This is a genomic window from Sphingobacterium spiritivorum (assembly GCF_016725325.1).
Lineage (GTDB): Bacteria > Bacteroidota > Bacteroidia > Sphingobacteriales > Sphingobacteriaceae > Sphingobacterium.
The window spans coordinates 4,192,364-4,214,448 of sequence record NZ_CP068083.1 but is presented as its reverse complement, the minus strand read 5'-3'; the positions used below and the strand labels follow the sequence as shown (position 1 = coordinate 4,214,448).

21 protein-coding genes and 1 riboswitch are annotated in these 22,085 nt (G+C 38.5%); of the genes, 10 read left to right on the top strand and 11 right to left on the bottom strand.

Annotated elements, in window-relative coordinates; genetic code table 11:
• Window position 1: 1 nt before the first annotated feature.
• The 6 genes from I6J02_RS17555 to fbaA all read right to left on the bottom strand — a co-directional run bounded on the left by I6J02_RS17555 (window position 2) and on the right by fbaA (window position 6,676).
• Entirely contained in the window at window positions 2-2,746 is a 2,745-nt protein-coding gene (locus tag I6J02_RS17555; protein ID WP_236582138.1) for a TonB-dependent receptor, read from the bottom strand.
• A gap of 244 nt (window positions 2,747-2,990) precedes the next feature.
• Entirely contained in the window at window positions 2,991-3,518 is a 528-nt protein-coding gene (locus tag I6J02_RS17550) for a ferritin (protein WP_002995590.1), read from the bottom strand.
• A gap of 179 nt (window positions 3,519-3,697) precedes the next feature.
• Complete coding sequence (locus tag I6J02_RS17545) at window positions 3,698-4,075, bottom strand: DUF6686 family protein (protein WP_236582137.1); 378 nt, start codon at window positions 4,073-4,075, stop codon at window positions 3,698-3,700.
• Between the two features lie 151 nt (window positions 4,076-4,226).
• Complete coding sequence (gene hpf, locus I6J02_RS17540) at window positions 4,227-4,571, bottom strand: ribosome hibernation-promoting factor, HPF/YfiA family (protein ID WP_002995592.1); 345 nt, start codon at window positions 4,569-4,571, stop codon at window positions 4,227-4,229.
• 14 nt (window positions 4,572-4,585) lie between these two features.
• On the bottom strand, window positions 4,586-5,467 hold the full coding sequence (locus tag I6J02_RS17535; protein WP_201681760.1) for a tyrosine-type recombinase/integrase: 882 nt from the start codon (window positions 5,465-5,467) through the stop codon (window positions 4,586-4,588).
• A gap of 129 nt (window positions 5,468-5,596) precedes the next feature.
• The gene (fbaA, locus tag I6J02_RS17530) at window positions 5,597-6,676 is read right to left on the bottom strand and encodes a class II fructose-bisphosphate aldolase (protein WP_002995594.1); all 1,080 of its coding nucleotides are present in this window, start codon (window positions 6,674-6,676) and stop codon (window positions 5,597-5,599) included.
• Window positions 6,677-6,919: 243 nt separating this feature from the next.
• On the opposite strand from fbaA, the gene I6J02_RS17525 reads away from it, so the two are divergent.
• The 6 genes from I6J02_RS17525 (at window position 6,920) to I6J02_RS17500 (ending at window position 12,820) form a co-directional block, all read left to right on the top strand.
• The gene (locus tag I6J02_RS17525) at window positions 6,920-7,267 is read left to right on the top strand and encodes an ArsC family reductase (RefSeq protein WP_201679118.1); all 348 of its coding nucleotides are present in this window, start codon (window positions 6,920-6,922) and stop codon (window positions 7,265-7,267) included.
• Between the two features lie 20 nt (window positions 7,268-7,287).
• Entirely contained in the window at window positions 7,288-9,246 is a 1,959-nt protein-coding gene (locus I6J02_RS17520) for a M1 family metallopeptidase (RefSeq protein ID WP_201679117.1), read from the top strand.
• A 37-nt stretch (window positions 9,247-9,283) separates the two neighbouring features.
• A complete protein-coding gene (locus tag I6J02_RS17515) occupies window positions 9,284-9,985 on the top strand; it encodes a hypothetical protein (RefSeq protein ID WP_201679116.1) in 702 nt (233 codons plus the stop codon).
• Window positions 9,986-10,095: 110 nt separating this feature from the next.
• Entirely contained in the window at window positions 10,096-10,512 is a 417-nt protein-coding gene (locus tag I6J02_RS17510; protein WP_201679115.1) for an Rrf2 family transcriptional regulator, read from the top strand.
• Window positions 10,513-10,519: 7 nt separating this feature from the next.
• Window positions 10,520-11,170, top strand: a complete 651-nt coding sequence (locus I6J02_RS17505) for an NAD(P)-dependent oxidoreductase (protein WP_201679114.1) — start codon at window positions 10,520-10,522, stop codon at window positions 11,168-11,170.
• A 168-nt stretch (window positions 11,171-11,338) separates the two neighbouring features.
• A complete protein-coding gene (locus I6J02_RS17500; protein WP_201679113.1) occupies window positions 11,339-12,820 on the top strand; it encodes an amino acid permease in 1,482 nt (493 codons plus the stop codon).
• Between the two features lie 83 nt (window positions 12,821-12,903).
• Here I6J02_RS17500 and I6J02_RS17495 read toward each other — a convergent pair whose 3' ends face one another.
• Window positions 12,904-14,367: an aminoacyl-histidine dipeptidase gene (locus tag I6J02_RS17495; protein ID WP_201679112.1), complete on the bottom strand. Its 1,464-nt coding sequence runs from the start codon at window positions 14,365-14,367 to the stop codon at window positions 12,904-12,906.
• 66 nt (window positions 14,368-14,433) lie between these two features.
• On the opposite strand from I6J02_RS17495, the gene I6J02_RS17490 reads away from it, so the two are divergent.
• Window positions 14,434-15,030, top strand: coding sequence for a sugar O-acetyltransferase (locus tag I6J02_RS17490; RefSeq protein WP_201679111.1), 597 nt, complete (start codon window positions 14,434-14,436; stop codon window positions 15,028-15,030).
• On the opposite strand, the gene I6J02_RS17485 is transcribed toward I6J02_RS17490, so the two are convergent.
• Window positions 15,027-15,599: a 2'-5' RNA ligase family protein gene (locus I6J02_RS17485; RefSeq protein ID WP_236582135.1), complete on the bottom strand. Its 573-nt coding sequence runs from the start codon at window positions 15,597-15,599 to the stop codon at window positions 15,027-15,029. The genes I6J02_RS17490 and I6J02_RS17485 overlap by 4 nt on opposite strands.
• A gap of 214 nt (window positions 15,600-15,813) precedes the next feature.
• Between I6J02_RS17485 and I6J02_RS17480 the strand changes: the two genes are divergently transcribed.
• From I6J02_RS17480 to I6J02_RS17470, 3 genes are all read left to right on the top strand, one after another.
• Complete coding sequence (locus I6J02_RS17480; RefSeq protein ID WP_236582133.1) at window positions 15,814-16,674, top strand: DUF4846 domain-containing protein; 861 nt, start codon at window positions 15,814-15,816, stop codon at window positions 16,672-16,674.
• A gap of 68 nt (window positions 16,675-16,742) precedes the next feature.
• Window positions 16,743-17,585 carry a universal stress protein gene (locus tag I6J02_RS17475; protein WP_201679110.1) on the top strand — a complete coding sequence of 281 codons (843 nt, stop codon included), beginning with the start codon at window positions 16,743-16,745 and terminating at the stop codon, window positions 17,583-17,585.
• A gap of 46 nt (window positions 17,586-17,631) precedes the next feature.
• A complete protein-coding gene (locus tag I6J02_RS17470; protein WP_201679109.1) occupies window positions 17,632-18,099 on the top strand; it encodes a copper resistance protein NlpE in 468 nt (155 codons plus the stop codon).
• A gap of 282 nt (window positions 18,100-18,381) precedes the next feature.
• Here the strand turns inward: I6J02_RS17470 and I6J02_RS17465 are convergent, their stop codons facing one another.
• From I6J02_RS17465 to I6J02_RS17455, 3 genes are all read right to left on the bottom strand, one after another.
• Window positions 18,382-19,461 carry an acyl-CoA dehydrogenase gene (locus I6J02_RS17465; protein ID WP_201679108.1) on the bottom strand — a complete coding sequence of 360 codons (1,080 nt, stop codon included), beginning with the start codon at window positions 19,459-19,461 and terminating at the stop codon, window positions 18,382-18,384.
• A gap of 56 nt (window positions 19,462-19,517) precedes the next feature.
• Window positions 19,518-20,156: a nicotinamide riboside transporter PnuC gene (gene pnuC / locus I6J02_RS17460; RefSeq protein WP_201679107.1), complete on the bottom strand. Its 639-nt coding sequence runs from the start codon at window positions 20,154-20,156 to the stop codon at window positions 19,518-19,520.
• A gap of 57 nt (window positions 20,157-20,213) precedes the next feature.
• Window positions 20,214-20,370: riboswitch (TPP riboswitch) on the bottom strand.
• An 8-nt stretch (window positions 20,371-20,378) separates the two neighbouring features.
• Entirely contained in the window at window positions 20,379-21,875 is a 1,497-nt protein-coding gene (locus I6J02_RS17455; protein ID WP_201679106.1) for a malate:quinone oxidoreductase, read from the bottom strand.
• Between the last annotated feature and the right edge of the window lie 210 nt (window positions 21,876-22,085).

Below are 22,085 nucleotides of genomic sequence, written 5' to 3'. Positions count from 1 at the left end.
ACTATGATTTTTTAGGATACTTCTGCAACCGCAGATTCAGGGATAACATAAAATAACGCGCCAAACGGTTATTACGAACGTCGAGGATATCATTGCCAAGAATCTCACGGGAGATTCCTGTATTCTGATTCAGCAGGTCAAAACCCTGCAATCTCAACATGGCGAGTTTATTCGGCAAAAATGTACATTCAAAGTAAGAGTTGATAACAGTTGGGTTAACATTCTTTGCTGTACCTCTGTAACCGTCATTAAAACGTTGAGATACCTCTACGCCAAGCGTCATATGCTCATTAAAATAAAACTTATTACCCAGGCTCAACACAAATGAATGTGCTGTAATATTACTCTTAAACGGCCATTTATAAGTAGCCGAATTTAACATATAATTACCGTTAAATTCAGACTCCATAATATCGTCAATCATATAACGCAACTGCATGGACTGTGAATATATAAACTGTCTGTTTGTCACCAATGCTTTATTCACCATGGAAACATTGTTGTAAAAATCTCCGTTTCCGTTAATATTCAGCTGAAAATCATCAGAGATAAAAGGAGAAGAAAACAAATAATAAGAACGTATATCATAGTATCCCGACATATTCTGATAACTGGTCTGTTGAACAGTTGTATTATTCAGGGAGATCTTATCTGTCGCAATTTTATTCTGCACAAAATTATAAGACAGATTAGCTTCAAAATATTGTCCTTTAGAAACCAGTGACTTGCGGAAACGACTGGAAATACGATTGGTAAATTCTGCTTTCAGAGCCGGATTACCAACAATAATATTCTGCGAGTTGGATACATCCCGGATAGGCTGAATCTGGTAAAAGTTAGGCTGATTATTTTTCCCCATATAATCAATCGAGAAATCGGTCTGATCATTGATTTTCCATTTGAAGCCTGCGGTAGGAATCAGGTTTACATTATCATAGGTATATTGCTCATCTTCAGCATATAATCTCCCGGATATTTCCAGCGGCTGTACTCCGAATCCCAGATTATACTTAAACTTCTTATCCCTGGAATCATATTGATAATTAATAGCCGTCTGATTGCTGCTATATTTATAATCATAATTAAGCCCCAGTGAGTCTATAAATACCATATATCCCAATAACTGAGAACGCTCCAGATCTTCCACTCTCCTGTCCGCATCAATATCATTCCGTTCAAATTCATAACTTACTTCCAGAGAACTCTGCGCGTTAATAGGCTCAATGTAAGATCCGTTTACTTTAATAGACCTGTTATCACTCACGGTCTCTATATATTGCCGCTGCAGAAAGAAGGAGTAATTGTTATTCTTTTTCATTGCATCCTGAATGATATAGCGATCTGTTACCTGTTCATCTTTACTGCTTGAACCGGCACTCATTCTCATATTAAAAACCAATTTACGTCCCGGTTTTTTAAAGGATTTAGAATATAAAGCGTCGATATCCAGATTAGGGGAAAAATTCTTGGAAATAGATGAATAAGTCCCGTCATTGGTCAATACATTATTCCTGAGCTTTTTTTCCCTGTAGTTATTAATATACGTCCGGTTATAGGAAAATACAGGCTCAATCTTTAAGATATCATTATTCTTGAATTTCGAATCAAAATTAAGTGCCATCCTATGGCTAAAATCTTTTGTGTCCACCTGATAATCTTCCTGATTGAAAATAGAATTGTTGCTATATACGGATTGCAACAAGGAATTACCGTCAATCAGATTTTGTCTTTTGGTAAAAGTGTACTGCCCGTTGACCGTGGTCGTTTTGGTAAGATTATCAGAAAAACTACCGCCCAGCGATGTAGTGGTGTTGAGACCATCTGTAGGATCAGCGAAATCAGCTAGCTCTCCCATAGAACGCTCCCGGCTTCCTCCGCTTGGAGAACCGAAGGTAAAAAGACTGGTATTCGTATTATTGATAGATCCGATCAGGGATAATTCCTGCCCATCGTTAAACTTATTAATACCTCCACTCATCAGGTAACGATCTTCCGTACCAATTCCACCTGTTACCTGACCAAAGACAATCTTCTTTTTATCATCCTTTAAGACAATGTTGATAATCTTTTCAGGCTCTCCGCTCTTGGTACCTTTAGAAGCATTATAATCTCCGTAATAATCTATAATCTGTAAATTCTTGACAAAATCGGCAGGCAGATTACGGGTAGCTGTAAGCACGTCTCCACCGAAAAACTTTTTTCCTTCTACCTGAACGGAGGTAATAGGTTTTCCGAAAGCAAATACAGAGCCATCCCGGGATACCTGAATATTGGGTAATTGCTTAAGAGCATCTTCCAGCAGCAGTCTCTTCTGAAAATTATAGGCATTCATATTATACTGCACCGTATCCTGTTTATATATTACCGGAATCGTTTTTACAATAACCACCTCCTTGAGTAATTCAGACTGCGGGGACAAAATAATAGTGGGAAGAGAGGATCGCGTGACTAATTCTGTAGCAGAATAGGCCTTGTCTGTAATCTGATAACCTAATAAACTATAGGTAACACGAATCTGCCCTAGCGGTACAGCCGTGAATGTATAACGGCCATTTGCCGCTGAGGCTTGAGTAAATGCACCTCCTGGAGCAGTCAGACGTACGCTAACTCCTTTAAGCGGTATTCCTGCAGTATCCACCACGAGCCCTTCAATGGTTATTTTTTTCGATTGAGCGTTTACCGTAACCGAAATAAATACCAAAGAAAAAAGAAAAATAAAATGTAGCCGAAAACGAGGAGTAGCCAAACTTCTATTCTTTTAATTTACTTTTGTCAATATAAAAAAAATTACGCACAATAATAATCAGGTATCTAAAAAAATAGCATTAAAAACACATCTATCCATGATTTGTCAATTCTTCTTTACAAAACGAGCAGAATATATAGTACAAACGCTGTTTTCAAACTTAACGTATTCTTAAAATATATTTTCACAAACAAAAAGAGGATACCTTTCGGGTATCCTCTTTCAGTATTCTAACTATTAAATATTATTCTGCACCAAGTGCTACTTTGTTTACGTGTTTGTCAATTTCCCAACGTCCTGTTCCTTCTTCACCAATGACATCAAACATTTCCAGAATACGTCTTGCTACATACTCTTCTTCCACCTGCTCCTCAAGGAACCACTGAACAAAGTTAAAAGTAACATAATCTTTAGCTTTCATACATTTGTCAGCAATCTGATTGAATTGCTCAGTAACAAACATTTCCTGCTCAAGTGTTTGCTCAAACACGCTTCTGAATGATTCGAAGTCTGTAGGAATACCTGTAATTTCAGGAGACACTGCACGACCACCTCTATTGTTGATGTAGTTGAATAATTTCAACATATGCTCACGCTCTTCATTAGACTGTTTTGCGAAAAAATCTGAACTGAAATCCAAACCCTGATCATCACACCATGAAGACATAGCCAGGTAAAGTGCTGAAGAATGAGCTTCAACTTTAATTTGTGCATTTAATATATTTTCGATCTCTTGTGCCAGAGATGATTTTAATTTCAATAAATCTTTCATATTAGTATATTTTAAAATTCTGTTAAACATTAATGTGGAAAGACACATATTCGCTTTCCTTTGATACAAAGGTACAACGAAGTTATGCAGTTAGTATAAAAAAAGTACAATACAAATTAAGTCTAAATTAGACTTTTTAACGCTAACTTATTTAGAATCAATACAATTACAAAGAAGACTTATCCGACCAGAACAGGTGCAGGGCAGGTACGTAAACAGGATCTGACTACACTATTCAGTTCAATCATAAATTTGGCACCATTCAGAATTTCTCTCAGGTCAAGAACATCCTGTACGGACAATATAAAGCATCTTTCTGTGCGGAAAGGCATAATAATCTCAAAATCAGAAGTACGTGAAGCATCATGAAGCATAGCATCAACATCTATAGCATCTACTTTTCTTTTAAAACAAAAGAAATCTGATACACTGAAAGACGTTGTCTTATCCTGAAAATCCAGCCAGTAGTTATTTTTTCTGCTACACTGATACACCGCACCCTGAGCGGTCATAAAGACCTCTTCTACTTCAGCTAAAGGACAAATTTTTGCTATCATTGACATACCTGATATCCGATCGATAAAATTAATACAATGCGAATGTAATGACTATTAAGATTGAATCCAAATAAATTCGTTTATTATTTCAATTTATTCTAAATAAAAAAGGCTAACCGTAGGGTTAGCCTTCTCTAAAAGTGTTAAAATGTTAATACTCTTCCTCTTCCGAATTGAGTAATTCTTTATGATTGCTCGTAGCAGTTCGTGTTTTCGTTTTATGTTTGTTAATCTGTCTTCTAATGGATTCCACAGCGACATCTGTTGCTTCTTCAAAGCTCTTTGCCTGTGCTTTGGCAAACAATTGATTTCCCGGAATATTCAATTTTAGTTCTACCACCTTATTTTCTTCGTCGTCTACATTCTCCAGTCTCAGATAACATACGCCTTCGATTATGCTGTCTAAAAACTGCTCTAACTTAGATGTTTTCTTTTTAATGAAATCTACAAGTTTTTGATCTGCATCAAATTTAATGGATTGCACAGTAATGTTCATTTTTCCTCCTTTTTTTAAGCCTTTGGATGGGCTTGTTTGTAAACTGATTTTAATCTCTCTACCGAGTTGTGCGTATACACCTGAGTGGCCGCCAATCCGGCATGTCCCAATAACTCTTTTATTGCATTCAGATCTGCTCCGTTATCCAGCAGAGCTGTAGCAAATGTATGCCGCAATACATGCGGGCTTTTTTTACGCTGTGTCGAGATCAGGCTTAAATACCGATGAACGATCCGGTAGATCATCTTAGGATATGCCTGCTTCCCTTCTTTAGTAACAATTAAGAACGCAGTTTTGTTGTCTTTTTTTTGATTATCCAATTGCTGGATATAAATCTTTAGTTTTTCTAAAAGTGTATGGTTGACCGGAACAAGTCTTTCCTTGTTCCTCTTTCCTAATATAAGGATATTTTTATTATAAAAATCAATATCCGTAATCTTTATTTGTAATAACTCTGTCAAACGTATACCTGTTCCAAAAAGCAGTTCCAAAACCAAATAGTCCCGCTCATCAGTGAAAGAATCTACAGTGCCTTCCATCTGATCCAGAAGACCAACCATCTTATCTTTCTCCATGACAGATGGTAATTTCTTCGGGGTTTTTAATGCTTTGATTAAAGTCAAAGGATTCTGATCTGTCAAAGATTCCCGTTGTAAAAACTTATAATAAGTACGTAAAGCTGAAATAGAACGGTTTACAGAAGTTGCCTGCCGCCCACCTTCCATCAGATGGGAAAGATAAAGTCGTATAACCCGATGATCAGCTTCGTTCTCGGGAATGGCCTGATCCTGAAGAAAAGTAAAATAAACATCTAATTCATGTGTATAAGCTTCAATCGTGTGATTAGAATACCGCTTCTCAAAACGCAAAAAATTCAAAAACCGCTGCTGATACATAACTTCTTTCTTGATCAAAGGAAAGTTAGAAAATAAAAAGGCAATAAAAAAGCTCAATCCTTAGAATTGAGCTTTTTTAACATATTTAATAATACTATACATTTTCTGCATGAAGCAGAGCAATACAGATTACAATTTGCTGTTTACGTCAACAGCGTTTAATTCTTCGAAAGCCTGTGTAAGACGAGTTACAAAAGCTTCTTCACCTTTACGCAACCATACACGCGGATCGTAGTATTTTTTGTTTGGTGAATCTGCTCCTTCCGGATTGCCGATCTGTCCTTGTAAATAATCATGGTTCTTAGCTTCATATCCGCGAACTCCATCCCAGAAGGCCCACTGCATATCGGTATCGATATTCATCTTGATCGCTCCGTATGAGATCGCTTCTTCGATTTCTTCAGCAGAAGAACCTGACCCCCCGTGGAATACAAAATTAACTGGCTTCTCTGCATTCAATCCGAATTTTTCTTTTACATACTCCTGAGAATTATGCAAAATAACAGGCTGTAATTTTACATTTCCCGGCTTGTATACACCATGTACATTACCAAAAGCTGCAGCAACAGTGAATTTGTCAGAAATTTTAGATAATTCTTCAAATGCATATGCTACTTCTTCCGGTTGAGTATATAATTTGGAGCTGTCAACATCAGAGTTGTCCACACCGTCTTCTTCACCTCCGGTTACACCAAGTTCAATTTCAATGGTCATACCAAGCGGTTTCATACGCTCCAGATATTTTTTAGAGATCTCAAGATTTTCTTCTATTGGCTCTTCAGAAAGATCCAGCATGTGAGAAGAGAATAAAGGTTTACCGTGTTGAGCAAAGAATTTCTCACCTGCATCTAACAATCCGTCTATCCAGGGCAATAATTTTTTAGCTGCATGATCTGTATGCAAAATTACAGCTACACCATAGTGTTCAGCCAAAAGATGAACATGCTGTGCTGCAGAAACTGCTCCTAATACGCAAGCCTTTAAATTGTCATTATTTAAAGTTTTTCCTGCATAGAATTGTGCTCCTCCGTTTGAAAGTTGGATAATAACAGGAGAATTAACAGCTTTCGCTGTTTCCATTACAGCATTAATAGAATTAGTACCGATAATATTAACTGCCGGTAATGCGAATTTGTGTTTTTTAGCAATTTCAAATAACTCTTGAACTTGATCGCCGGTCAACACACCTTTAAAATCTTTTAGGCTCATTGTATTGTTTTAAAATTTATTGATTCTGTTCCTCTTTATTTTGTGGTCCTAAGTTAAAAATAATTTTTAACTACTCCTAATCATATAGTGTAAAAGTTACACCATCTCCCGCAGGTTTACAAAGATTACAGGACACAAAACAATCGTAATACAAAGGTGACATTATTTATCCGAAAGGGAAAAGACTATTACAACTAAAAATAATATATTTGAAATATTACCATATTTAAGTCTTTCAATATTATGCTTCACGTTTACGGAATAAAAAACTGCAATACAGTAAAAAAAGCCCTCGATTATCTGGCTGATCATAAACTCGATTACACCTTTCACGATTTCAAGAAAGAAGGAGTAACAGATGAACAATTAAAAAAATGGGAAAAACAGGTCGACTGGGAAAAATTAGTCAACAAAAAAGGAACAACCTGGAAAAAACTGACGGATGAGGAAAAAGAGGCTGTTACAGATGCTTCTTCTGCCAATAAAACACTTATATCAAATACCAGTATGATCAAAAGACCTGTAATTGAGTACAGTTCAGGTTTGATTTTAGGGTTTGACGAGGAAGAATACAATCAGAAATTGAAATAATTCCAATTTATAAATAGCCCATGAATAAAAAATCTTGTGCCGGGATTTCTTTAGCATTAGCATTGATCTGTGCTCAATTGAATGAGACTGTCGCCCAGGACAACACAACCCGATATAACTATACACAAGCGTTCAGTCCGCAGTTTTATACTTCCAATGGCAACTCCTACCGTTCTGCGAGTGGTAAGCCAGGAGATCAGTACTGGCAAAATGCTGCCAGTTACAGCATAAAGGCCAGGTTAAATGATACCGATAAAAAAGTAAGCGGCAGCGTAACGATTACGTATACCAACAATAGCCCGGACCGGCTGGATTATATCTGGCTTCAACTTGATCAGAATCTGTTTAAAAGTGATTCCAGAGGACAGAGCACCGTTCCTCAGAATAATAGCCGATACGGTGATGCTGCATCACAGTTTGAGGGAGGTTACAACCTTTCTTCGGTTCAGCTTAATGGGAAAGATCTGAAATACGAAGTGTCTGACACGCGTATGAAAATTACTCTGCCTCAAGCGCTGAATCCAAAAGGAGGACAAATACAGTTTACCATTGACTATTCCTATACAGTACCGCAATATGGCGCCGACAGAACCGGAATTCTACCCACTGCAGCAGGAGACATTTATGCTATCGCTCAGTGGTATCCGCGTATGGCCGTTTATGATGATATATTAGGATGGAATACAGATCCCTATTCCGGTCCGGGAGAATTTTACTTGGAATATGGGGATTTTAATGTGGAAATCACTGCGCCTGCTGATCATATAGTCGTCATGGGAGGCGAACTGCTCAATCCTCAGGAAGTATGGACTGCTGAACAATTCAAACGCTACCAGCAGGCACAATCTTCAGATCAGACCGTGATCATCCGTAGTGCTGCTGAAGTCGCAAATAAGAACTCCAGACCGGCAAAGAAAGAACTGACATGGAAATATACTTTAAAAAATGCCAGAGACGTTGCATGGGCATCTTCTAAAGCATTTATTATTGATGCAGCAAAAATCAATCTTCCAAGTGGAAGAAAATCATTAGCCATATCAGCTTATCCAAAGGAAAGCGACGGACAGCAAGCCTGGGCCCGTTCTACTGAGTATACCAAGTCTTCTATAGAATATTATTCAGAAAAATGGTTTGAATATCCTTATCCCGTAGCTGTCAATGTAGCTTCCAATGTAGGTGGTATGGAATATCCGGCATTATCATTTTGTGGTTCCTCCGCCAAAAACGCAGGATTATGGGGAGTAACGGATCACGAATTCGGACACAACTGGTTTCCTATGATAGTCGGTTCCAATGAACGGCTTCACGGATGGATGGATGAAGGATTTAATACATTTATAAATGGATTATCTCGTGAAGCATTTAATAAAGGTGAATATGATAAAAGTATAGGTAGCCGGAATAAAATGGCTCAGGGATTCAATTCAAGTTCACTGGAACCAATCATGTCTACACCACAAAATATGCAGGAACGCAATATTGGCACACTGGTTTATTACAAACCAGGTTTTGGATTGCGTTTATTACGGGATGAAGTAATTGGTGCAGAGCGGTTTGATGAAGCATTTCGAACGTACATTCGCGATTGGGCATTCAAACATCCTACACCGAATGATTTCTTCAGAACAATCGAAAATGTAACCGGAGAAAATCTCGGGTGGTTTTGGAGAGGATGGTTTCTCAATAACTGGAAACTGGATCAGGCGATCAGAAAAGTGGAATATGCAAAATTCAATGCTGCAAACGGAGCGCTGATTACCATAGATAATCTTGAAAAGCTACCTATGCCTGTTGTTATAGAAGCAACAACGGTATCGGGAAAAAAGATACGTAAAAAATTACCAGTGGATATATGGCAACGCAATACTTCCTGGACTTTCCTTTTAGATTCTAAAGAAGAATTAAGCTCAGTCGTAATTGATCCTGATCAGGTGTACCCGGATATTAATCCCGAAAATAACACTTGGTCTAAGAAATAGATTTCGTACTTTTATAACAAAAAAAATCAAACGTACTATGCTGTTAAAGTCCTCTTTACTGAAGAAACTATCCGGAATGATCGGAATCCTGTTTATAATGGTAGCCAATACCTATGCACAAAAAATAAACGGTATCATCTACGATTTGGAAAGCAGTGAACCAATCTCCAATGTCAGCATACAAAACATGAAATCAGCGGTTAAGTCTTTTTCTGATAAGGATGGAAAATTCAGTATTGATGCCGCAATGGGTGAAAGACTTTCTCTTTTTGTTAATGGCTATACTCCGGATACCATTTTTCTGTATCAGGAAGGCGTACAACGTGTATATATGATGCGTGATGGCAAATCTATTGTCCTGAATGAAGCTTTGGTTACCCGACTTACAGATTCCAGACTGGATGAAGAGATTAAAAAAGCGAAAGAGCAGGGACAAATAGCAAATGCAAGTCAGTATCAAGGTGGAATACGCGTATCACCATCCCGTCTTTTTGGCAAAAAAGGAAAGACAGCACGTAAGAATCTGGATATTCTGGTACTGGAGAAAAATAACAGAATTATCGATCGCAGATTCTCAGACAAACTTATCGCCTCCCTCACTCCTCTTGAGGCTGATGAGATTCCATTGTTCAGAGAGCAATTCAGACCATCACTGGACTTTATACAAACAGTGAATGACGAGACACTAAAACTCTACGTATTGGATTCCTATAAGAAGTATAAAAGTAATAAAAAATAAAACGGTTAACCTTCTATTGTCATAGAAGGTTAATTTTTACACAAAACTGTAACAAAAATTATTACAGTATAATTTTAACTGCTACATTTGTACAACAAAAACAAAGAATCATGTTCAGTAATTTACATTTTGCCACTTCTACGCATATCATAGCCCTCCTGATGCTAGAACGTGATGCGTGGCTCTCATCTGACTATATAGCCGGAAGCATTAATGTAAATCCGGTAGTTGTACGTAAAGAAATCAGAAAACTCAAAGAAGCGCAGCTTGTTATAAGTAAAGAAGGTAAAAACGGTGGTGTGCGTATAGCAGCAGACATAAACAAAAAAACACTGGCAGATATCTATAAAGCCACACTTGCATCAGATGAAAAGGGTAAATACAATAATCCGAATCCTAATTGTCCGGTGGGAAAAAACATCAATAACTATCTTACAATCGTATACAGCGATATTGAACAGCAACATATTGCCTATTTAAATCAAATCAGTATTCAGGATTTATCCTCATATTTTAACAATAAATAATAAAAAAATGAAAGTAGCATTAATCGGAGCTTCAGGATATGTAGGTTCACATATCTTAAAAGAATTAGTACATAGAGGACATCATGTAACCGCTATAGCAAGAAACACAGATCAGATAGAGAAAAATGAGCATATTCTCGCTGTACAAAATGATGTCAATGACAGTAATGCGCTGGCGGCTATCCTAAAAGGAAGTGATGCGGTGATCTCTGCATATAATGCGGGCTGGACTAATCCTTCTATTTATGATGATTATACGGCCGGTGCCAGATCCATTCAGGATGCTGTAGAACATGCAGGTATCAAGAGATTTATCGTAATCGGTGGAGCAGGTAGTTTGCTTACCGAAGCCGGAACAAGAATTGTAGATGCTCCTGATTTTCCGGCAGAGATCAAACCGGGAGCGTTGGCTGCAGCAGATTACTACGAAGTAATCCGCAGATCCGATGACCTGGACTGGACTTTATTCAGTCCTGCTATTGAGATGAGCCCAGCCTCTCCGGGCACACGGACAGGCACGTATCGCACAGATCTTGATCATCCTGTCACGGATCACGAAGGTCGCTCACGTCTGTCTGTAGAAGATGTAGCTGTTGCAATAGTCGATGAGTTGGAAAAACCACAGTTTATCAAAAAGCGTTTCACAGCTGCTTATTAAGACATATTTAAAAAAAAACCGAAAGGGAAGAAGATTTTCTTCCCTTTTTTCATTTAAAAATCTATTTTTGGTATAGAATTACTTGTGCTAACCAATGAGTAATAAATTTTAAGATTCAAAAACTGGAAAAACAAGTGTATTAACTCATTATTCTAATCAAAATTATAAATGCTTTTTAAAAAATCAATCACTCAATTAGTCTCAGAGGCCCACGAAAGTGGCGAGCACACCTTGAAAAGAACCTTGTCCAGCACAGGGCTGGTTGCCCTTGGCGTTGGAGCCATTATTGGTGCAGGATTATTTTCACTGACGGGAATGGCAGCAGCTGATAATGCAGGACCGGCAGTTATGCTTTCCTTTATTATAGCCGCTGTGGGCTGTGCTTTTGCAGGGCTTTGTTATGCAGAATTTGCATCTATGATTCCGGTAGCAGGAAGTGCTTACACATACTCTTATGCAACTATGGGCGAATTGGTTGCATGGATCATCGGATGGGATTTGGTATTAGAATATGCACTTGCAAGTGCCACGGTAGCCGTGAGCTGGTCTCAGTACTTCGGAGAGTTGCTGAAGATATTCGGCATGAATATACCAGACGAATTCCTGCACGGTCCATGGGAAGGCGGATATGTCAATATTCCGGCAATTATTATTGTCTGCCTACTCTCCTTGCTACTGATAAGAGGTACCAAAGAATCATCTACAGTAAACAATCTGCTTGTTATTCTTAAAGTATCGGTAGTTTTGATTTTTATCGGTTTAGGCTGGTCATTCATCAATCCGGCAAATCATACTCCGTTTATCCCTGCTAATGAAGGTGAAGAACTATTGAAAAGCGGAAAAATCGGTTGGGGTGAATTCTTTAAAGATGGTTATTTTGGTAATTTTGGTATTTCCGGAGTTTTCAGAGCAGCAGGAGTTTTATTCTTTGCTTTTGTTGGCTTTGATGCCGTCAGTACAGCAGCACAGGAAGCCAAGAATCCTAAAAAAGGAATGCCGATTGGTATCATTGGTTCATTGATTATCTGTACAGTATTGTATGTATTATTTTCGTATGTGATGACCGGATTGGCGAATTATACAGAATTCAAAGGTGATGCAAAACCAGTCGCTACGGCATTTGCCAAGACAGGATACCACTTCCTGAATACAGCCTTGATCATTACGATTATCAGTGGATATACTTCCGTTATTCTGGTTATGCTCTTAGGCCAAAGCCGTGTATTTTACTCTATGAGTAAAGACGGTTTGCTTCCGGCTCTTTTCTCTCATCTCGGAAAAAATCAGACACCATGGAAAACCAATGTTATTTTTATGATTTTCGTAAGTCTTTTTGCCGGATTTGTACCTGTCTCTGATCTGGGACATATGGTGAGTATCGGAACTCTTTTTGCCTTTACATTAGTTTGTATTGGTATTCTGGTACTGAGAAAAACAGCTCCGGATATCGAACGTCCATTCCGCACACCTTTAGTTCCGTTAATCCCGATACTGGGTGTTATCGTGTGTGTGACAATGATGGCATCATTACCAATCCAGAGCTGGGAGCGGTTAGGTATCTGGCTGGGAATAGGAATGATTATCTATTTTGTGTACGGTAAAAAACACAGTAAGATCCGTAAACAGCATGAACAAGGATTGAAAAATTAATATCCTGACGCAAGCTTATAATATACAAGAAGGGCAGTCCATATATGGACTGCCCTTCTTGTATATTATATTCTGATTTACGCTTACTTTTTGGGAATGTTTACCAGAATCTCCTGTGTAAATTTCCAGAATTTCTGAACGGAAGATATGGATACACGCTCCGCCGGAGAATGTGCCCCGAGAATAGTCGGGCCAAAGGAAATCATATCCATACCTGGATAATTCCGTCCCAGAATACCACATTCCAGGCCAGCATGGCAGGCGACCACCTCCGGTTGTTCATTGTATTGCTTCTGATAGATATCCTTAAGTACCTGCAAGATCTGTGAGTCCGCATCAGGTGTCCAGCCCGGATAATCTCCTGAAAAACCAACTTCTGCGCCCATCAGCTCAAAGGTAGATTTTAACGCGTTTGCCAAATCATATTTAGAAGATTCAACAGAAGATCTCGTCAGACATTTTATCGTGATCTTACCATCCTTCACTTCTATATTGGCTATATTATTGGATGTTTCTACCAAATCCGCAAAATCAGCACTCATGCGGTACACGCCGTTATGAGCAGCATACACGGCTTTGATAAGTTGCTCCTGTACATCCAGTGGCAAAATAGTGACCGGAGTATGCTCTTGCTGTTCAATAATAATTTCAAGACCGGCATCTACACTTTTATATTCGGCTTTGATAGCCTGAATTACAACTTCAGCAGATGAAATAAAATGCTGAACCTGATCCTGAGGCAAGACAACTTTGGCAAAACTTTCTCTTGGAATAGCATTCCTCAGGCCACCGCCTTTAATTTCTGACAACCGAAGGCCAAATCTGGCATGTGTACCAAACAAGACCCTGTTCATAATCTTGTTCGCATTCCCCAAGCCTTTATGAATTTCTATACCGGAGTGCCCGCCATTCAGTCCTCTTACCGTAATTGTCAGTCCCGCATATCCGTTTAATACAGGTTCAGAGCTGTAACTCTTTGTTGCAGTCACATCTATTCCTCCGGCACAGCCGATGTCAATTTCTGTATCATTTTCTGTATCCAGATTCAATAATATCTGTCCCTGTAAAACTCCTCCTTCCAAACCAAATGCACCTGTCATCCCGGTTTCTTCATCTATGGTAAAAAGGGCGTCTATAGCCGGATGAGCCAGATCCTGTGATTCCAGAATTGCCATAATAGTCGCCACTCCTATCCCATTGTCAGCACCCAAAGTAGTACCGTCAGCTTTTACCCAATCACCATCGATCAGCATACGGATTCCGTCTGCATCAAAATCAAACACGGTATCGTTATTCTTTTGATGTACCATATCCAGATGCGATTGCAGAACTATCCCTTTACGATCTTCCATACCTGCTGTAGCTGGTTTTCGGATCACGACATTTCCGGTTTTATCAGTGATGGTTTCGAGACCTAATGATTTTCCAAAATCCTCTATAAAAGCAATTACCCTTTCCTCTTTCTTAGAAGCTCTGGGTACTGCATTTAAAGCATTAAAATTTTTCCAAATCGACTGTGGTTGTAATTGTAATATTTCCTGATTCATATGTATCTGAATTATGCCACAAAGGTAAGGATTATAAACGACGATAAAATTTTCTATCTTGGGAACATGAAAACTGCTAAAGAACTTATGCTTGCTTCTGAACCCTATCGCGCAATGGGAAAAGAATTATTCGAGGACCGTCAGTATGCAAAGGAAGAATTGTATAAATACAATTCATTAGCGCCTTCAAAAATCAAGGAGCGTAATCAGATCATCAAAAAATTATTTGCGAAGACAGGGAGCCGTCTCTTTATTGAACCGCCGTTTCGTTGTGATTACGGATATAATATAGAAATAGGTGATAATTTTTATGCGAACTATAACTGTACAATCCTCGATGGTGCCAAAGTCAGTATAGGTGAAAATGTCATGTTTGCACCCAATGTAAGTTTATTTACAGCTGGTCATCCCATACATGCAACTCCCCGAAATGAAGGATGGGAATATGCCTTTCCTATTACTATAGGAGACAATGTATGGATCGGGGGCAATGTAGTAATCAATCCCGGTATCACGATTGGAGATAATTCAGTCATAGGTGCCGGTTCGGTCGTTACCAGAGATATTCCAGCCAATGTCATTGCTGTAGGTAATCCCTGCCGTGTACTTCGCCCGATTACGGACGAAGACAAGCAATATTACTTCAGGGGTAAAAAATTCTAGCTGAGATCCAGCCTGAATTGGGCAGGCGCAGCTGGCATTTTGCTTCCAAACTTAAATTCATCTGCAAATTGATATTGACTGGACCCTTTATCGTAGATACGTAATACAACACGATCACAGAAGAAATTAAGACTGATACTCTCAAACCGTTCCAATGCAATTGCCAGTTTATCCGCATTGAGTTTTCGAGCAATACTCATGTGCGGATCGTTACTTTTCCGGACATTTTTTGCATTCAGAGATCCAACAAACCGATTCATAATATTCTTCAGATAATTCTTGGAATAATCCGTTGGAGCAATAAAAAATGCTCCGTTTTGCGGAAATGCCTCATACTTATCCAGATAGACATAATCGGGACGTTCGGTATCAGCCAGCTGTCTGATTTTACGTTTGATAAATTCCAATTCGGCATCGGTAGCGTTGAACTCTAAAATAGTAATATGAGCATCCGAATTTTTACTATTGTACCAACCGATTATATTGGCCAATGCTTCCTTGAGATGACGGACCAGACTCATAGAACGAGAACACGGCAGGAAAACCAGCGAATAATGTTTACTTTCCATAGTTATAATAAATTGAACCTATAATAATTGACACCACTATAACGAATGAATTGGAGAAAAAGTTTACGGATGAACACTTACATCTTAATTGAAACAAATTTGTTACTTAACAAACTTTAACATAATTTATCAGTCTTTATACTCTGCAAGCATCACATAAATTTCTTAATACCATATAAATTTGCTATTTTGATATAAAAATTTAAAATCTATTATGCTGCATCTCTTTCATACTCTTCTGCTTATCCCCTCTTTGCTGGTATCTGCTACAGCTTGTCAATCGGGCGCTGGTAATGCCGAATCTAATATAGCACAGCGTGACTCTCTTCCGTCCGAAAATTATTTGTCTGATGAGGGGTACAATACAGCATGGATCAAGCCTGACGGTATGATTATAAAAGATCGTTTTATAACACCTGAGGGATATCAGCGCAAAACCTTTCAGGCGAATGAGTTTGGTTACTTTCTACAACATCTGCCTCTGAAAAAGATGGGATCCGAGGTCTTGTATTACAATGGTGCTGTCAAAGCTCAAAACAAGATATATGCGAGTGTGGTCAATCTTCCTATCGGCACAAGAGATCTTCATCAGTGTGCAGATGCCGTCATGCGGCTAAGAGCAGATTACCTGTATCAACAAAAAAGATATAAGGATATCCGCTTCAACTTTTTATCTGATGCCAAACCGCGTTATTATACAGATTATATAAAAGGGGACTACAGTGCAAAAAAATACTGGAAGTATATGGAATATATATTTGCATATGCTAACACAGCTTCACTGCATGATGAATTACCTTCTGTGGCTTCCGTCCGTAATATTAAAATCGGAGACACATTTATTCAAAAGGGAAACCCTATAGGACACGCTATCATCGCTGTAGATATAGCCGAAAATGAGCAGGGGGAAAAGTTGGTACTCCTTGCACAAAGCTATATGCCTGCGCAGGAAATACAGATATTAAATAACCCGAATGATCCTAAACTTAGCCCCTGGTATAAACTGAAAGACGGAGTGATTCTTACTCCGGAGTGGAAATTTAAAAGTGAAAACCTCAAAACCTGGAAAAACTAAAAGCAGTATTATTTGCAATTACACCTCAAAATCAGTAACTTAATAGAATTCTACATCATATTTGTCCTATGAAACGTATTTTATTCCCTACCGATTTTTCAGAAGCTGCCAGCAATGCATTTGTTTATGCGCTTCAACTTGCTAAAAGTATAGACGCATCCCTTTACATCCTGCATGTCTACGAATTGCCGATTTATTCGAGTATGTACGCAGGTCAGTTGGATTATGTACAGCAGATTTATCAATCTATAGAACTGGCTCAATTTGACAATTATAAAGACAATGTTCCTCAGTTGCATGAAATTGCTAAAAAGTATAACCTTGAAGATATAGAGATGTATTTTGTCTTCGAAAAAGGCCTGTTTCTGGATTCTGTCAAACGCGTTATCAAACGTGACCAGATCGATATGATTGTCATGGGTACTACAGGTTTGAATTCAGCCAATACGACACTCATAGGTTCGAATACCGTTAATCTTATCCGCTCCGTATCGCAGCCAGTATTCAGCATTCCAAGACTGGCAAAATTTGATGGGATCAAAAGTATAGGATTTACCACTCTCTTCAGAGAAGCAGACAAGAAACCATTAGCTGAGATTTTGAAACTAGCGGATTACTTTGATGCAAAAGTTGAAGTACTACACGTTAAAACGAAAGAAAACGAAGATATAGAGTCGCTTGTATCCGAATGGAAAGATCAATTCCACAGTCCTCGTCTGACATTTTCAATATTGCCGGCCACATCTGTTGAAGAGAGAGTACTGGAATTTATTATGGAGCATAACATTGATTTTCTGGCCATTGTAAAACGTAACCGCAATTTCTTTGATCGGTTATTTACATCCAGTATGAGCCAAAAATTAGCCTATCATTCTACCATACCCATATTAGTTATTCGAGAAGAAGCATAAAGGAACGGTTTTTGCAAATCATCAGGTACATCAAAAGAAAGCAACTATGAAGAAATTGATTTTAAGTATTACAGGAGCGGCATTGGTTTTAATTTCTTGTCAAAACACATCTACAACATCTGAAAAAAGTGATTCTACTGAAGTCTTATCAAAAAAAGATTCAACAGGAGAATTTGTAAATCCGGATCCGGCTCATAACAGCCAAAACGCATTAGACTGGGATGGGGAGTATGAAGGCGTATTGCCATGTGCTGACTGTGAAGGTATCAAAACAAATGTAATCCTGCATAAGGATAATACTTATTCACTTGTATCTGAATATTTAGGAAAAAAATCAACTTTCAAAGAAGAAGGAAAATTTACCTGGGATGATAGTGGAAGTGTCGTTACACTGAAACTTAAAGATGGAACAAATAAATTCAAGGTACAGGAAGGATCTATAAAAATGTTGGATCAGGAAGGAAATGTTATCACCGGATCACTGGAAGCAAACTATATACTTAAGAAAGTTTAGAAATTAAAATCCATATAAGAAAAAGAGCTGTTTTATATCCTAAAACAGCTCTTTTTATAGTTACTCATTGTGCTGATCTTCCTCTCTCCTTCTCAAGAAAACAGGTTATTACATTTATTACAAACCATCTTCTCAACCATCCTATATTCTGGAACAGCTTCAATAAAACGAAGAGAAAACTCTCTTTTCCTCTCTCCTTTTCAAGGAGAGATCCCGATATAATCGGGAGAAAGGTTCTTACTTTTAGTAAAGTCAACAGAATAACTAATAATTCTAAAATCTCTAATCTGCCTTTAGAAGCAAACTATGCTGCGAAGCGGTAAAAATATTCCGGAATACAATATTCAATTCTGATTCCCGCTGAGCAGCAATAATACCGCAATAAGGAAAAAATTCAGTCACTTTATTACGAATAAAGGATACCATTTCTCTACTTTGAGTTTCAATACGTTTATAGCATATTGCATTATCTTCTCCATCAATAAGTTTACTCCAGGAAAGATCCATATCCCCCCATATTTCTTGTTGCATCTTATCATAAAGAGATACAGTGTGATCCAAATGATCCTTTACTGAGACGCCAAATTGCTCCTGCCATACGGATTTTTTGGATTTATGCTTAAACAGATCCACGGCCAGATCCAAAAAACGCTCAAACATGCCCATATAATTTGCTAAAAGGGTCAATGCAGCAAATGGCATAAAAGGGTATTGATATAAAGGAGCGGTTAAGGTCGCTTTTTCAGGCACCAAAGAATAAACCTGATTATCCGCAATAAAAACATTTTCTAATTTAAAACTATGGCTTGCCGTACTTTCCAAACCGAATGTATCCCAGTCTCTTATCAACTCCACATCTGTGTGATCTGCAAAGATGGTAATAAAACAAGCCTGTCCCTTTTCATCTATGCACACGGAATCTCCTTCGAATAGGGGTACATTTGCTGTAAAATGAGTTAAATGCGGAGAACCGGTAGCATATTTCCATTCACCGGAAACGAGGTATCCACCTTCGGTCTTATAAGCCCTTCCGGATAGCATACCACTTCCACCAAAGCACACTTTTGGATCTGCAAAAACAGATTTTCCTTTTTCCTTATCTATAAAACCAACAAATAGATTCGCTCCCGAACATAAGGTTACTGTCCAGGCGAGACTACCATCAATATAGGCAAGGTCCCGAAGGAAACGTACACCTTCTGATAAATTCAGACCTGCTCCATCCAGTTCCTCAGGAACCCATATTTTAAACCATTTTTCCTGATAAGCCAGTTCCAGCTGTGCCGTTGTCAATTGCTGCTGTACTATGGCAGCATGAATCTGCGATTCAAGTATATTCTTCTGATCTTTCGTAATCTGCATATTATAAGAGCTGTAATTTCATCTCATGGAATTTGTTGGAAACGGAGCCGTAGATATCAAATCTTTTTATCCTCCTGTGCTATAGATAGCTCGCGTTGCTTCATCATTTTTTTCCAGTTGAAATAACCAAAAAATGCAACTGTAAATAAATAAAGGGTAAGTATAGCATAAAGCAGCAGACCTTTATGATAAAGCAAAGGAATCGCGAACAGATTACTGATATTCAACAATATCCAATTTTCAAGTTTACGTTTGGCGAGCAACCACATTCCAGCCCAGGCTGTAGCGGACACCCAAGCATCCCACAAAGGCACATCTGAATCTGTGTGACGAGTCAAAAAATAATAGAAAATAGCAAATGCCGTCCCTACTATTAAAATAACGATGCCCCAATCCTTTCCTGAACAGGATGTAATGGGTTTCTGAGCAGCCTCTTTATTTGAAATCCAATACCACCAACCATATATACTCATAATAAGGTAATACATATTAAGAGCAATCTCTGCATAAAGTTTAGCCTCATAGAGTACTATCATGGTCACTATAACGCTAATAATACCAAATAAATAATTAGAGACTTTATTGTTTTTGGATAACATGACTTGTGTAACTCCTGCGGATACACCTAACCATTGCAACCATGATGTTTCCAGAACCTGTTGCCAAAGGTGCTGAATAATAGATGATACTTCCATTTAAAAGTGTGTAATGATAATATACGCACCTATGGATCTGGCTAAATTTTAAAACAAATATAAACGAAATTAAATCCCTACGCCGGCATTATCCGGATCAGGTATATATTACAGACGGACGAGGAATAGTCCGTCTGTAATATTGGGTATAATCTCAGCCTGTTTCATAACAACAAAACCAGTGTCCTGCTGCCTAAAGCACCCCATAAGTATTATTTAAGACTAATCTAATTTCAGCGCTTTCTGTGTACGCGCACGTGTCGTTTCACAAAGCGCCGGATCAGCTGCCAGAGATTGTCCCCATGTCGGGATCATTTCTCTTAATTTATCTCGGTATTCCTGCGTTTTTGCACGGTCAGGAAAACATTTTTTCAGTAATTCAACCATGATCTTAACCGAAGTAGAAGCTCCGGGTGAAGCACCCAATAAGGCCGCTAATGATCCGTCAGCACTTGCCACAACTTCAGTTCCGAACTCCAGTACTCCTCCGTGCTTCTTATCTTTTTTGATAACCTGCACACGTTGTCCTGCAACTTCCAGAGCCCAATCCTCCTGTTTTGCATTCGGCATATACTCTTTCAGAGATTCCAGCTTATCTTTCGGACTCTTCATTACTTCAGTAATCAGGTATTTGGTAAGATCCATATTATCCCATCCTGCTGCAAGCATAGGACGGATGTTGCTGAGTTTGATCGACGCCGGCAAATCGAAGAAAGATCCTTTTTTCAGAAATTTGGTCGAAAACCCGGCATAGGGACCAAACAGTAAGGCCTGCTTGCCATCAATGTATCGTGTATCCAAATGAGGAACAGACATTGGTGGTGCGCCTACAGATGCTTTGCCATAAACTTTAGCATGGTGCTTAGCAATTACTTCTTCATTTGTGCATCGCAACCATTGTCCGCCGACCGGAAATCCTCCGTAACCTTTGGCTTCCGGAATGCCTGATTTTTCAAGGAGTAATAATGAATGTCCACCTGCCCCTATAAAAACAAACTGCGCTTTTAAATCTCTTTTCTTTCCGGTTTTGATATCTTTTACTTCTATTTCCCATCGGCCATCACCTTCACGATCGATATCTTTCACTTCATGCTCCAGCTTCAGAGAGAAGTTATCTTTTGTAACCAGATGATCAATCAGATCTCTTGTCAGCGATCCAAAATTCACATCTGTACCGATATCCATTTTGGTAGCTGCTACTTTATCTCCTTCGGGACGTCCCTCCATCACCAAAGGTATCCATTCTTTCAATACTTCCGGATCTTCAGAATACTCCATTCCTTTGAATAATGTATTTTCTATCATCGTAGCATGACGTGTTTTCAAGAATTCCACGTTACGCTCTCCAAAAACACAACTCATATGCGGTATACTGCGAATAAATCCTTCCGGATCTTTGATAATTCCTTTTTCGACAAGGTATGTCCAGAATTGTTTTGAAATTTCAAAGGATTCAGCAATACTGATAGCTTTCTTTATATCGACGGAACCATCCGCCTTCTGAGGGGTATAGTTCAGTTCGCATAATGCCGAATGTCCTGTACCTGCATTATTCCAGGCGTCTGAACTTTCAGCGGCGACCAGATCCAATCGCTCAAACATTTCAATCTTAACATGTGGGTTTAATTCATTGATCAATGTACCCAAAGTAGCGCTCATGATACCGGCGCCTATTAATACGACGTCTACGTCTTCGTAATTTTTTTTGCTTTTACCCATGTCTCTGTGATTGTTGCAAATTTACTATTCAATTTGGTTTATTACCAATGGTTTTGTCAAATTTCTTTCATTAAACTACATTTTTATCAAAAACAGCCCTTTTCTTTTTTGAGATTGACAAATACCCGTGATTCAGAGCGTTTCTTTTATTTTCTTTTCTTAAAAAATTGGTAATATAATCGGATTTTAACATTTTTGCTGTTTATCTGT